This is a genomic window from Bradyrhizobium diazoefficiens, assembly GCF_016612535.1.
GTDB lineage: Bacteria > Pseudomonadota > Alphaproteobacteria > Rhizobiales > Xanthobacteraceae > Bradyrhizobium > Bradyrhizobium diazoefficiens_C.
In genome coordinates this window covers 1,739,770-1,752,509 of sequence record NZ_JAENXS010000001.1, presented here as the reverse complement: position 1 = coordinate 1,752,509, position 12,740 = coordinate 1,739,770, and the positions used below count along the sequence as shown (strand labels likewise).

Here is a 12,740-nt window from a genome sequence, read left to right as displayed (position 1 = left end):
CATAGCCGTCCGAAGGACGGCGTCGCTTCCGCTCGCCTATGTCCCGGCCATCCACGTTCTTGGGGCCAGGCGCGAAAGTTCGTGGATGCCCGGGACAAGCCCGGGCATTGACGACCGCCTAGCCACAATCGGCGCTCGCGTTCCCGGCCGGATGGTCTATAAGGCCTTCCGATCCCAACGAAATTCGTTCATTTCCGGCCGATGGTCCCATCGCAACAGGCGAAATCGTCCAAATCTGCCCGTGGCCTCCTGACAGGGCTGGCCGTCGCTGCGTGCCTGCTCGCAGGCCTGCCCGGCGCAAGCGCGCAGGCCCCGGCCAAACAGCCTCCCGCAGCACCTCAGGCCACGCCGCACATTGCACGGCAAGCCGCACCCCAGGCCGTGCCCGGCTTCTGGGACCCGCGCCGGCGCCCGGAGCGGCCGGACCTGTCGCGCCTGACCGTGATCCGCTTCCTGACCGAGACTGACTATCCGCCGTTCAACTATACCGGCGCCGACGGCAATCCGGCCGGCTTCAATGTCGATCTCGCCCGTTCTCTTTGTGAAGAGATCAAGGTCACCTGCACGGTGCAGATGCGCCGCTTCGAGACGCTGGTCGATGCGCTCACCTCCAACCGGGGCGATGCGATCATCGCCTCGATGGCGGCGAGCCCGCAGCTGCGCGCGCGCGTCGACTTCACCGATCCCTATTACCGCGTGCCGGCGCGCTTCGTCTCGCGCAAGGACGCGGTGATGCCGGAGATTCGCCCTGAATATCTCGAAGGCAAGAAGGTCGGCGTCATCGCTGGCTCCGCGCACGAGGCTTATCTGAAGGCGATGTTCACCGACGCCGAGCTGCACAGCTATCCCAATGACGACGCGCTCCGCGCCGCGCTCCGCAAGGGCGAGGTCGATTTCATCTTCGGCGATGCCATCTCGCTGGCGTTCTGGATCAACGGCACCGATTCCGGCGATTGCTGCGGCTTTTCCGGCGGGCCCTTCGTCGAGAGCCGCTTCTTCGGCGAGGGCATCGGCATCGCCGTGCGCAAGGGCAACGACGTGCTGCGCCAGGCCCTGAATTGGGCCCTGTTCCGCGTCTGGGAAAAAGGCCGCTACACCGATCTGTGGCTGCGCTATTTTTCGGTGAGCCCGTTCTGATCTTCGCCTCTCCCCGCGTGCGGGGAGAGGCCGGATTGCATCGAAGATGCAATCCGGGTGAGGGGGACTCTCCGCGAGTCCGTCTCTCACCGTGACTGCGGAAGCAGCCCCTCACCCCAACCCTCTCCCCGTAAGAACGGGGCGAGGGAGTAAGTGCGGCGAATGCCGCACGACCTTTTGCATTCTGCCCGGAAATCGCTATTTTCCGCGGCCCGGAGGCTCCTCGATGTCCGTTATCGATCCCAGCATGACCCCGAGCGATCTTCGCGCGCTCGCCGAACAATCCAACGCCTGGCCGTTCGAGCAGGCGAAGGCCATTGTCGCGCGGCTGAAGAAAAGCCCGAAGGACGAGGTGCTGTTCGAGACCGGCTACGGCCCGTCCGGCCTGCCGCATATCGGCACGTTCGGCGAGGTCGCGCGCACCTCGATGGTGCGGCATGCCTTCCGCGTGCTGACCGAGGACAAGATCAAGACGCGCCTGCTCGCCTTCTCCGACGACATGGACGGTTTTCGCAAGGTGCCGGACAATGTGCCGAACAAGGATCTGCTGGCGCAATATCTGGGACGGCCGCTCACGGCGGTGCCCGACCCGTTCTCCAATGAATATCCCTCGTTCGGCGCCGCCAATAACGCGCGCCTGCGCGCCTTCCTCGATCATTTCGGCTTCGACTACGAGTTCGCGAGCTCGACCGACTATTACAAGTCAGGCCGCTTCGACACGACGCTGCTCAAGATGCTGGCCGCCTACGACAAGGTGATGGACATCATCCTGCCGACGCTCGGCCCCGATCGTCGCGCCACCTATTCGCCGTTCCTGCCGATCAGCAAGACCACCGGTGTCGTGCTCCAGGTGCCGATGATCCGCCGCGACGTCGCGGCCGGCACGGTGACCTATGTCGATCCCGATACGAACGAGGAAATCGAGACGCCCGTCACCGGCGGAAATGTAAAATGCCAGTGGAAGGCCGATTGGGCGATGCGCTGGGTCGCGCTCAGCGTCGACTACGAAATGGCCGGCAAGGATTTAATCGACTCGGTGAAGCTGTCCGGCGCCATCGCCAAGGCGCTCGGCGCCACGCCGCCGGAGGGTTTCAACTACGAGCTCTTCCTCGACGAGAAGGGCCAGAAGATCTCGAAGTCGAAGGGCAACGGCCTGACCATCGACGAATGGCTGCGTTACGCCTCGCCGGAATCGCTGTCGCTGTTCATGTATCGCGAGCCGAAGGCGGCGAAGCGTCTGTTTTTCGACGTCATTCCGCGCCAGGTCGACGACTATCAGCAGTTCATCGACGGTTTTGCCAAGCAGGATGGCAAGCAGCAACTCGGCAATCCCGTCTGGCACATCCACTCCGGCCATCCGCCGAAGATCGAGATGCCCGTCACGTTCCAGTTGCTGCTGACGCTGGTGTCCTCGTCGAATGCGGAAAACGCCGAGACGCTGTGGGGCTTCATTGGCCGCTATCGTCCGGGCGTGAGCCCGCAGACCCATCCGAAGCTCGATGCGATGGTCGGCTATGCCATCAACTATTACCGCGATTTCGTCGCGCCGACGAAGCAGTTCCGCGAGCCAACCGACGTTGAACGCACTGCGTTGCAGGATCTCCGGGATGCGCTGTCGCAACTGCCGGCGGAGTCCTCGGCCGAGGAGATCCAGAACGTCGTCTACGAGATCGGCCGCCGCGATCCCTTCCTCGATCAGGTCAAGAAGGGCAAGGACGGCCGCCCCGGCGTCACGCTCGACTGGTTCAACATGCTCTATCAGGTGCTGCTCGGCCAGGAGAAGGGCCCGCGCTTCGGCTCGTTCGTTGCGGTGTATGGCGTGCAGAACGCGGTCAACATGATCGACGGCGCGCTGGCCCGGAGTGCGTAGGATCATGGTATCGTAGGGTGGGTTAGCGAAGCGTACCCACCTCTATGCTTGCCACCTGTTGGAGACGTGGTGGGTTACGCTTCGCTAACCCACCCTACACGATCGCGTCGCCCCTCACTGGCTCGCCCACACGATTCTTGCGATCCACGCGACATCGCTGACCGCAAGTGTGCGCTCGTCCTGCGCGCCGTCGAGCGACTGCAGCTCCAGCGCCTTCGCCGTGCGGCGCTTCAGCGTCGCAACTGTCACCTCGCCCGTCTTGGCCTTCACCACCACGCGATCTCCCTTGCGGATCGGCGTGCCGGGCGAGACCAGGATGACGTCGCCGTCGCGATAGGCGGGCGCAAGCGCGTCGCCGGAAATCTCCAGTGCAAAGGCGCGGTTGTCCTCGGCGGTCGGCAGCGCGATCTCGGTCCAGCCCTTGCCGGACGGAAGGCCGGATTCGTCGAATGCGCCGTTCGCGCCGGCCTGTACGAAGCCGAGCAGCGGCACCGAGCGGCCGTCGCCGGCATCGTCGCCGATCAGCCTGGCAAAAATGTCGATCGACGCCTCCGCCGCCGCCAACGCCTTCGCGATCGATTCGGTCGAGGGCCAGCGTTCCCGGCCGTCGGAGGTGACGCGCTTGGACTTGTTGAAGGTGGTGGGGTCGAGCCCGGCGCGCTTGGCAAGGCCGGACGGCGACAGTCCAGCGCGCGCGGCCAGCCGGTCCAGCGCGCCCCAGATCTGGTCGTGGGTCAGCATCCTCTGCGCTTTGGCCTGTCTGACCATGAAAGGTCCAGCCCGTCGCAACTCAGGAAAACTATCCTCAAATCAACCGGTTTTCCGTTTTTCGCGCAAGGGGCGGCGGCTAACTCTTGAGTTCAGAGGGGGCGGCCTTTACGGTCGCGCTCGGGTTTTAAGACCCGTAAGAGACGAAAAACCCGAAGAGATTCAAAGGGCTCCGCAAGCGGTGGTCAAGATCTACAAAATCTGTCCGGCCTCGGCCTGGCGCGAGGCGGAACGGCAGGGTGTGTACCGCGGCAGCGCGGACGATGCGCGCGACGGTTTCATCCATTTCTCCACGGCCGCCCAGGTTCCCGAGACCCTGCGCAAGCATTTCTTCGGCCAGCGTGCGTTGTTCCTGGTCGAGATCGACGACGAGGCACTCGGCCCCTCGCTGCGCTGGGAGCGCTCGCGCAATGACGAGCTTTTTCCGCATCTCTATGGCGAGCTCGATCTCGGCGCGGTCCTCTCGGTGACGAATCTCAACATGCGCTCCGATGGCAGCCACGACACCCCGGAGCTTGCTCCGTGATCCGCGCCTTCGATGCGTTTTCTCTGCCAGTGCTGCGCTGGCTCGATCCGGAGGATGCGCACCGCCTCGCGATCCAGGGCCTGCGCTTCCTGCCGCCGGTGAAGCCGCGGCCGGACGACCCAAAACTCGCGGTGCGCGCCTTCGGGCTCAATTTTCCCAACCCGATCGGCATGGCCGCGGGTTTTGACAAGAGCGCGGAAGTGCCCGACGCGCTGCTGCGGCTCGGCTTCGGCTTCGTCGAGATCGGCTCGGTGACGCCGAAGCCGCAAGGAGGCAATCCGCGGCCGCGGCTGTTTCGGCTCGAGCGCGACGAGGCCGTGATCAACCGCATGGGCTTCAACAATGACGGCGCCGAAGTCGCGTTGCGCCGGCTGGCCGCGCGCGCGCAGAACGGCGGCCTCGTCGGCGTCAATGTCGGCGCCAACAAGGATTCGCCCGATCGCGTTGCCGACTACGTCAAGCTGATCGAGACCTTTGCGCCGGTGGCGAGCTATTTCACCGTCAACGTCTCCTCGCCGAACACGCCGGGCCTGCGCAATCTGCAGGAAGGCGCGCTGCTCGACGATCTGCTCGCGCACGTGATCGACGCGCGCGATCGCGTGCGCGAGAGCGCCGGCGACACGCCGGTGCTGCTCAAGATCGCGCCTGACCTGAGCCTCGCCCAGCTCGACGACGTCGTGCAGGTGGCGCGCTCGCGCCGGGTCGACGGCATGATCGTGTCGAACACGACGGTCGCGCGGCCGAGCACGCTGCGGGAAGAGATGCGCGCCAAGGAGCAGGGCGGCCTGTCCGGCCGGCCGTTGTTCCGCCTGTCGACGCGGATGGTCGCGGAGACCTATGTGCGGGTCGAAGGTGCATTCCCGCTGATCGGCGTCGGCGGCGTGGATTCCGGCGGTGCGGCGCTGACGAAAATCCGCGCCGGCGCGAGCCTGATCCAGCTCTATTCGTCGCTGGTCTACAAGGGTCTCGGCCTCGTCGACGAGATCAAGCGCGACCTCACTTCGACATTGTTGCGCACGGGCCGGGATTCGCTGTCCGAGATCGTCGGTGCCGATGCGGCCACGCTGACGGCGGAAGACTGGCCGGGGATGTAGGTCTCGTGCCCCGGACGCAGCGCAGCGCTTCTTCAGCGGTGCGCTGCAGAGCCGGGGCCCACAAGCCGCTGGGTCCCGGCTCTGCGCAGCAGCGTTTCACGCTGCAGCGCGTCCGGGACACGATCGTTAGAATTTTAAGAACGTCGCCCGGTACAGCGCCGGATACCGTGCACCCTGCAAGCCGCCGCGCGCGACGTAGAACGCGATCAGCGCGCACCACAGCCCGGCATTGCCCAAGGATTGCAGCGCCCACCAGACGCCTAAGAAGATCGCGAGCGAGGCCAGCATCAGATTGCGCATCTCGCGCGCCCAGGTCGCACCGACATAGATGCCGTCGAAGCCGAAGGCGAACACGCCGGGCACCGGCGCGAGCGCGATGAACAGCAGGAAGTCGCGCGCGGCACGGCGGACGTCCTCGCTCGCGGTCATAAAATTGATCACGTTCGGCCCGAACAGCGCGAACAGCACCGCCACGACCAGCGCGAAGCCGAGGCCCCAGAGCAGCACCAGCCGGGTCGAATCGGCAAAACCCTTGGCGTCGCGCGCGCCAAAAGTGCGGCCGCAGAGCTGCTGGGCCGCGTTGGCGAGGCCGTCGAGGAAGAAGGCGCTGACCAGCAGGAAATTGTTGAGCACGGAGTTTGCGGCCAGCGTCACGTCGCCGGCGCGTGCGCCCTTGGCGGTGAAGAACAGGAACACGGCGATCAGCGCCGCGGTGCGGATCATGATGTCGGAGTTCACCGCCAGCATCCGCATCAGTTTCGCCCGGTTGAGCAACGTGGCACGCGGCACGGCAAAGCCGCCCTCCGCATATCGCCGGCAAACGATGACGCCGAGCACGAAGCCGATCGTCTCCGACAGCAGCGCGGCGATCGCCGCGCCCGCGATGCCGGTGTCGTAAATCAGCACGAGCAGAATCGTTGCCGCCATGTTGATCAGGTTGATGACGACCTGGAGCGCGAGCGCCGGATTGGCGCGGGCCTGTCCCACCAGCCAGCCGAGAATGACGTAATTGGCGAAGGCGAATGGCGACGACCAGATCCGGATCATGAAATAGGTCTTGGCGGCGTGCGTCACGCCCACGCTGCCGCCCATCAAATCGAACAGCACGCCGGCCAGCGGCAATTGTAGTGCAATCAGCCCAGCGCCGATCAGGCCTGCGACGATGAAGCCGCGCACCAGGATCACGGTCAGCTCGCGCGTCTCGCCGGCGCCGAGCGCCTGTGCGGTGAACGCGAGCGTGCTCATGCGCAGGAATCCAAACAGCCAGAACAGACAGTCGAAGATCACCGAGGCCATCGCGACGCCGCCGAGCAGGGCGGCATCATCCAGTCGTCCGATCGCGGTGGTCGAGACCACGCCGATCAGCGGCGTGGTAAGGTTCGCGACCATCGCGGGACCAGCGATGGCGAAGACCTGGCGGGAGCCGACCTTGGAGGGAAGCGGTGCGTTCATGTCAGCTGCGTGTAGCCGACCAACGGGCCGAATGCACTATCGCGGCCGGCATGGCGTGCTTGCGCCGGCCGCGCATTTTGGAGGGCCTCAGAGCGTTTTCGAGCGAAGTGGATGCCGGTTCGCGTCAAGAAAACGCGTCAAAACAAGACTCTAGAGCCCCGTTCCGATTTCATCGGAACGGGAAAGGCTCTAGCGGCGCGGTGAGCCGAACACGCGCGACAGCAGCCAGATCGGGATCACGATGACCGCGCCGAGCAGGAAGTAGCGCCACAGCCAGTTCACGGTATCGAAGCCGAGGTCCCACAGCCGCTGGAACAGCAGACGAATGCTGATGAGGATATTCCAGGGATCGAAGCCGATCGCGGCCAGCACGACGCCGACCAGGATCGAGAGCAGCACCAGGCGAAACGCGACCGCCAGCGGCGAGCCGCCGAGAAAGCGGTTCAGCCCATCGCTGCGGCCGGCCGGCAAATCTCTGACGTCTTGGACCATCTCAAACTCCTTGGGCGGATTCGCCCGCATTATAGGGCACGGCGAGGCACATGGGGAACCCGCAACGGGCCGTCAATCAGCTTACGGGACTTTAATTCGGGCAAGCACATGCCGCGGACTGGCTGCAATCTCTCCCGGTTGCGGGAGAGGTCGGCGCGCCGGGTGAGGGCTCTGTCCTCTTGGGTAATCCCAATGAGGAGACACCCTCTCCCCAACCCTCTCCCGCAAGCGGGCGAGGGGGCGCGCCACCTTTGTGGCCGCGATCGAGCGCCATCAAGCCTCAATTTCCGCCGGCTCCGCTTTCAGCATCTTTTCCAGCGTTTCCAGCCGGTCCGCCTCCCGCGGCGGCTTGTCCCAGCGCAAGCGGCTGATGCGGGGGAAGCGCATGGCGACGCCGGATTTGTGCCGCGGCGAGCGCTGCAGGCCCTCGAAGGCGACCTCCAGCACCAGCCCCTTGTCCGCTTCGTGCACGACATGGCGGACGGGGCCGAACTTCTCCGTGGTGTTGCTGCGGACGAAGCGATCGATCTGCAGCAGCTCCTCGTCGGTGAAGCCGAAATAGGCTTTTCCGACCGGCACCAGCTCGTCGCCGTTCTCGGTCTCGATCCAGACGCCAAAGGTGTAGTCGGAATAAAAGGACGAGCGCTTGCCGTGGCCGCGCTGCGCATACATCAGCACGGCATCGATGATGTGCGGATCGCGCTTCCACTTCCACCATTGGCCCTTCGGCCGTCCCGGCAAATAGGGCGCGTCGCGCCGCTTCAGCATCACGCCTTCGACGGCGTCGGCATCTTCGCCGGCGCCAGCGCCCGCCGGATCGGCGCGCGCGGCGGTCAGCGCCTCCCAGCTTGTGAAAGGGATTGTGGGCGAGAGGTCGATACGGGGATCGCCAAGCTTTGTGATGAACGTCTCCAGCCGCTCCCGTCGTTCCGCGAACGGCAGCTCACGCAGATCATTCTCGTCGTCTCCGAGCAGATCATAGGCGCGCAGATGGATCGGAAACTCTTTAATCAGCTTCGGCGAGACCACTTTGCGGTTGAGGCGCTGTTGCAGGACGTTAAAACTCTGCACGCGGCCTTCGCGCAGGATTAGCAACTCGCCGTCGATTGCGCCGGGGAGCCGCAGCGACGGCACCAGATCCGGGAAGCTCCCCGTGATGTCCTCGCCGGTGCGCGAATAGAGCCGCGTGGCGATGTGCCCGCGCTGGTCGCGTCCGGCGACTGCCTGCACGCGGATGCCGTCCCACTTCCATTCGGCGACGTAGTCGGCGGGATCGAGTGCGGCGAAATCGCCGTCCTCGATCGCATGCGCCAGCATTACAGGGCGGAACGGCGCAGGATCGCGGTTGACCGGCTTGTCGGCGCGGCCTTCCAGCCAGGCGAACAAATCGAGATAGGGCGGAGCAAGCCCCGGCCAGATCAGCTCGACCTCGTGTGCGTCCTTCTCGCCAAGCGCGGCGGCGGCGGTTTTGGCCAGACGTGCCGAGACACCGATCCGCAACGCGCCGGTGACGAGCTTCAGCAGCGCCCAGCGGCCGGTCTCGTCGAGCTCGTCGAGCCAGCGTTCGAGCTGCTTTGGCAGCTCGGTCTTGCCAAGCGTGCGCAGCGTGGTGACGACTTCGGTCAGCGTGGGCGGAGGCGGGTTGTTATGGGTGGCCATGGCCGCCTTCGGCCACATCAGCGCCACCGTCTCCGAGAGATCGCCGACGTAATCGTAACTCAGCCCGAATAGCACCTCATCGGTACGCGCCGCGATCAAATCCCGGATCAGCGCCGGCTTGGCGTGCTTGAAGCTGAGCGCACCGGTCAGCGCTGCCAGCGCGTAGCCGCGGTCGGGATCGCCGACCTCGCGAAAATAGCGGGTGATCAGCCGCAGCTTGTTGTTGCGGCCGGGCTCGTAGGCGAGGCGGTCCAGCAGTTCGGCGAAGCGGTTCATGCCTCGGCCTCGCCCTGAAGCGGCGGCTCGCTCTCCTCCTCCTCGCCATAGCCGACGAGATCGAGCGGCTGCGCGCGGAGGCCCTTGCTCTTGCACCAATGCACCAGCGCGTCTTCCTGGCCGTGGGTGACCCAGATCTCGCCGGCGCCGGTCGCGATCATGGTCGCTGTGAGACCGTCCCAATCGGCATGGTCGGAGATCACCAGCGGCAATTCGATGCCACGTTGCCGGGCGCGGGCGCGCACGCGCATCCACCCCGACGCGAACGCGGTGACCGGATCGGGGAAGCGCCGCGTCCAGAGATCCGATGTTGCCGACGGCGGTGCGAGCGCAATGGTGCCGGCGAGTGCTGCCTTCTTCACGCCCATCACCGGCCGTAGCTCGCCGAGCTCGATGCCGCGGCTCTGATAATAGTGCGTGATGGTCTCCATCGCGCCATGCAGATAGATCGGCGCGTCGTAGCCGGCCTGCCGCAATAGCGCGATCACGCGCTGCGCCTTGCCAAGCGAATAGGCCCCGACGAGATGCGCGCGCTCCGGAAACAGCGCGACCGAGGCCAGCAGCTTCTTCACCTCGTCCGCCGCGTCGCCATGCCGGAACACCGGCAGGCCGAACGTCGCTTCGGTAATGAAGACGTCGCAGCGCACCAGCTCGAACGGCGTGCAGGTCGGGTCGGGTGCGTCCTTGTAGTCGCCGGAAGCGACGATGCAGGTGTCCTTACAGGTCACCGCGATCTGCGCCGAACCGAGCACATGGCCTGCGGGGTGAAACTTCACCCTGACGTCGCCGAGCCGGATCTCCTCGCCGTAGCGGATCACTTGCGTCGAGCCGGCAAAATTCTCGCCATAGCGCAGCCGCATCATGTCCAGCGTTTCCTGCGTCGCCAGCACCGCGCCATGACCGGCGCGGGCGTGATCGGAATGGCCGTGGGTAATCACGGCCCGCTCGACCGGGCGGACCGGATCGATGTGGAAGCCGCCGGGCTTGCAGCATAGGCCGGCAGCAGTTGGCAACAGGATGTCTTGCGGACGCATATCTGTCATATAGGCTGCGCCGCGAATTCTTCGAGTCATCCTTCTGGTTCCCAATGCCGCTCCGCCTGTTTCTGACCTCCGGCGATCTCATGGCCGACCGCCGCTTCGAGTTCGCGCGCGACCTCCAGCTCAAGGGCGACCTGCCCGCCGCCGCCGACCTGCTGGAGCAGGCGCTCGAGCTGGCGCCGAACTTCACCTCGGCCTGGTTCACGCTCGGCGAAATCCGCCAGCAGCTCGGTGAGCGCGACAAGGCCGTCGCGGCCTTCCGCAAAGCGCGTGAGTTCGATCCCGGTGATCAGCACGGCGCCAGCCTGCATCTGATCCGGCTCGGTGACGAACAGCTCTCCGAGATGCCCAAGGCCTATGTGCAGGCGCTGTTCGATCAATACGCGCCGCGCTTCGAGCACACGCTGATCAACGATCTCGACTATCGCGCGCCGTCCCTGATCTTCAAGGCGGTGGTGGCCGCACGCGTTGCTGCGAAGAAGCCCGCTCTGTTCAAGCACGCCATCGATCTCGGCTGCGGCACCGGGCTCGCGGCCGCCGCCTTCGCCAAACAGGTCGATCATTTCACCGGCATCGATCTGTCGCCCGGCATGATCAAGGAGGCGCGTGCGACGGAGCTTTATGCCGAGCTCGAGGTCGCCGATATGATCGAGGGCCTGCGCGGCAAGGCTGACGCCAGCGCGAACCTCGTCGTCGCTGCGGATGCGTTCGTCTATCTTTCCGATCTCGCGCCGGTGCTGAGCGAAGCCGAGCGCGTGCTCGTATCAGGCGGCGTGCTTGCGTTCACACTGGAAACGCATGACGGCAGCGGCATCGTCCTCGGCGAAGGCCTGCGTTATGCCCATTCGGCGGAATATGTGCGCGGCGCGATTGCCAGGGCTGGGCTCAAGCTTGTGACATTGGAGCCCGCGTCGCCGCGCATCGAGAACAACGAGCCGGTGCGCGGCCTCGTCGTCGTCGCCGAGAAAACTTGAGTCTAGACGCTAATCGCTCTGCGATCTGAGCAAAGCGACGAACTTCCTACTTGCGGCGCGTGGCGGGATGCCAGCACAATGCGCGCATTAGGGAGAGAAACAACAATGACGAAGAATCCATCGCGGCGCGATGTCAGTGCCGCCGCGCTCGCCGCCATCGCCGCATCCGTGTTGCCCGCGCCCTATGTCTGGGCCGCGGAGAAGAAATACGACGCGGGCGCGAGCGACACCGAAATCAAGATCGGACAGACCGTGCCGCATTCCGGCCCCGGCTCGCTCTATGGCGTGCTCGGGCGCATTGGCGAAGCGTATTTCCAGATGCTGAACGAGAAGGGCGGCATCAACGGACGCAAGATCAAGTTTCTCACCATGGACGACGCTTACAGCGCGCCGAAATGCGTCGAGGCGACGCGGCGTCTCGTGGAGCAGGAAGAGGTGCTCGCGCTCTACGGCTCGCTCGGCACCGCGCCGCAGACCGCTGTGCACAAATACCTCAATTCCAAGGGCGTTCCGCAGCTCTTGCTCAACACCGGCGCGTCGAAGTGGAATCAACCGAAAGAGTTCAAATGGACGATGGCGGGCCTGCCGCTCTATCCGACCGAGGCGCGCATCCTGGCGCGGCACGTCGTCAGCGTGAAGCCGAATGCCAAGGTCGGCATCCTCTACCAGAACGACGATTTCGGCCGCGATTTCCTGGGGCCCTTCAAGAAGGTGCTGGCCGATGCCGGCGGCACCGCATCTGTCATCATGGAGCAGACCTACGATCTCACCGATCCCACCGTCGATTCCCAGCTCATCAATCTCTCGAAGTCGGGCGCTGATGTCTTCTACAACATCTCCACCGGCAAGGCGTCGTCGCAGTCGATCCGGAAAGTGGCCGAGCTCGGCTGGAAGCCGCTGCAGCTGCTGTCGGCCGGCTCGACCGGTCGCTCGATCCTCAATGCGGCAGGGCTGGAGAACGCCGCTGGTATCGTCGCGATCCGCTACAACAAGGAAGTCGGCCTGCCCAAATGGGAGAAGGATCCCGACGTGATGGCGTTCGAGGCGCTGCGCAAGACCTACATCCCGACCATCGACCCCGACAACACCATCGCCTTCGCCGGCTACGGCCAGGCCGTCACCATGGGCGAGATCCTGCGCCGCTGTGGCGACGAGCTCACCCGCGCCAACGTGCTGAAGCAGGCGTCCACGCTCAAAGGCTTCCACTCGCCCTATTTCCTCGATGGCGTCACCTACGACTACACGCCCGAGGACTACACGCCGATGAAGACGCTCTATATCTCGATCTTCAGCGGCAAGGATTGGGACATCTCCGACAAGCCGATGTCGGAGTGAGTATTCTCCCTCTCCCCGTTCTTACGGAGAGAGGGTCGGGGTGAGGGGCTCTCTCCGCGGGGACGGCGGCAGTTGGACTCGCGGAGACTCCCCCTCACCCGGAATCCGCGCTACGCG

General features: G+C 65.1%; 11 protein-coding genes. 6 read left to right on the top strand and 5 right to left on the bottom strand.

Annotated features, from left to right (window positions below; all coding sequences use genetic code 11):
- Positions 1-201 precede the first annotated feature (201 nt).
- Both JJE66_RS08245 and JJE66_RS08240 read left to right on the top strand, forming a co-directional pair.
- A complete protein-coding gene (locus tag JJE66_RS08245; protein WP_200513730.1) occupies positions 202-1,137 on the top strand; it encodes a transporter substrate-binding domain-containing protein in 936 nt (311 codons plus the stop codon).
- Positions 1,138-1,363: 226 nt separating this feature from the next.
- Positions 1,364-3,007, top strand: a complete 1,644-nt coding sequence (locus JJE66_RS08240) for a lysine--tRNA ligase (protein ID WP_200513729.1) — start codon at positions 1,364-1,366, stop codon at positions 3,005-3,007.
- A gap of 114 nt (positions 3,008-3,121) precedes the next feature.
- Here JJE66_RS08240 and JJE66_RS08235 read toward each other — a convergent pair whose 3' ends face one another.
- Positions 3,122-3,775 (bottom strand): helix-turn-helix transcriptional regulator, encoded by a 654-nt coding sequence (locus tag JJE66_RS08235; protein WP_200513728.1) that lies wholly within the window; start codon positions 3,773-3,775, stop codon positions 3,122-3,124.
- Positions 3,776-3,956: 181 nt separating this feature from the next.
- Here JJE66_RS08235 and JJE66_RS08230 point away from each other — a divergent pair, with 181 nt between their 5' ends.
- Positions 3,957-4,301 (top strand): DUF952 domain-containing protein, encoded by a 345-nt coding sequence (locus JJE66_RS08230; RefSeq protein WP_200513727.1) that lies wholly within the window; start codon positions 3,957-3,959, stop codon positions 4,299-4,301.
- Entirely contained in the window at positions 4,298-5,395 is a 1,098-nt protein-coding gene (locus tag JJE66_RS08225) for a quinone-dependent dihydroorotate dehydrogenase (RefSeq protein WP_200513725.1), read from the top strand. The genes JJE66_RS08230 and JJE66_RS08225 overlap by 4 nt, the downstream gene beginning before the upstream one ends.
- 126 nt (positions 5,396-5,521) lie before the next feature.
- Here JJE66_RS08225 and JJE66_RS08220 read toward each other — a convergent pair whose 3' ends face one another.
- From JJE66_RS08220 to JJE66_RS08205, 4 genes are all read right to left on the bottom strand, one after another.
- The gene (locus JJE66_RS08220) at positions 5,522-6,847 is read right to left on the bottom strand and encodes an MATE family efflux transporter (protein WP_200513724.1); all 1,326 of its coding nucleotides are present in this window, start codon (positions 6,845-6,847) and stop codon (positions 5,522-5,524) included.
- Between the two features lie 189 nt (positions 6,848-7,036).
- The gene (locus JJE66_RS08215) at positions 7,037-7,339 is read right to left on the bottom strand and encodes a DUF6460 domain-containing protein (RefSeq protein WP_200513723.1); all 303 of its coding nucleotides are present in this window, start codon (positions 7,337-7,339) and stop codon (positions 7,037-7,039) included.
- Between the two features lie 273 nt (positions 7,340-7,612).
- Positions 7,613-9,274, bottom strand: coding sequence for a cisplatin damage response ATP-dependent DNA ligase (locus JJE66_RS08210; RefSeq protein WP_200513722.1), 1,662 nt, complete (start codon positions 9,272-9,274; stop codon positions 7,613-7,615).
- Positions 9,271-10,308: a ligase-associated DNA damage response exonuclease gene (locus JJE66_RS08205; protein WP_200515304.1), complete on the bottom strand. Its 1,038-nt coding sequence runs from the start codon at positions 10,306-10,308 to the stop codon at positions 9,271-9,273. Before JJE66_RS08205 ends, JJE66_RS08210 begins: the two co-directional genes overlap by 4 nt.
- A gap of 53 nt (positions 10,309-10,361) precedes the next feature.
- On the opposite strand from JJE66_RS08205, the gene JJE66_RS08200 reads away from it, so the two are divergent.
- A complete protein-coding gene (locus JJE66_RS08200) occupies positions 10,362-11,288 on the top strand; it encodes a class I SAM-dependent methyltransferase (protein WP_200513721.1) in 927 nt (308 codons plus the stop codon).
- A 105-nt stretch (positions 11,289-11,393) separates the two neighbouring features.
- Positions 11,394-12,623 carry an ABC transporter substrate-binding protein gene (locus tag JJE66_RS08195; RefSeq protein WP_200513720.1) on the top strand — a complete coding sequence of 410 codons (1,230 nt, stop codon included), beginning with the start codon at positions 11,394-11,396 and terminating at the stop codon, positions 12,621-12,623.
- The last annotated feature ends 117 nt before the right edge of the window (positions 12,624-12,740 follow it).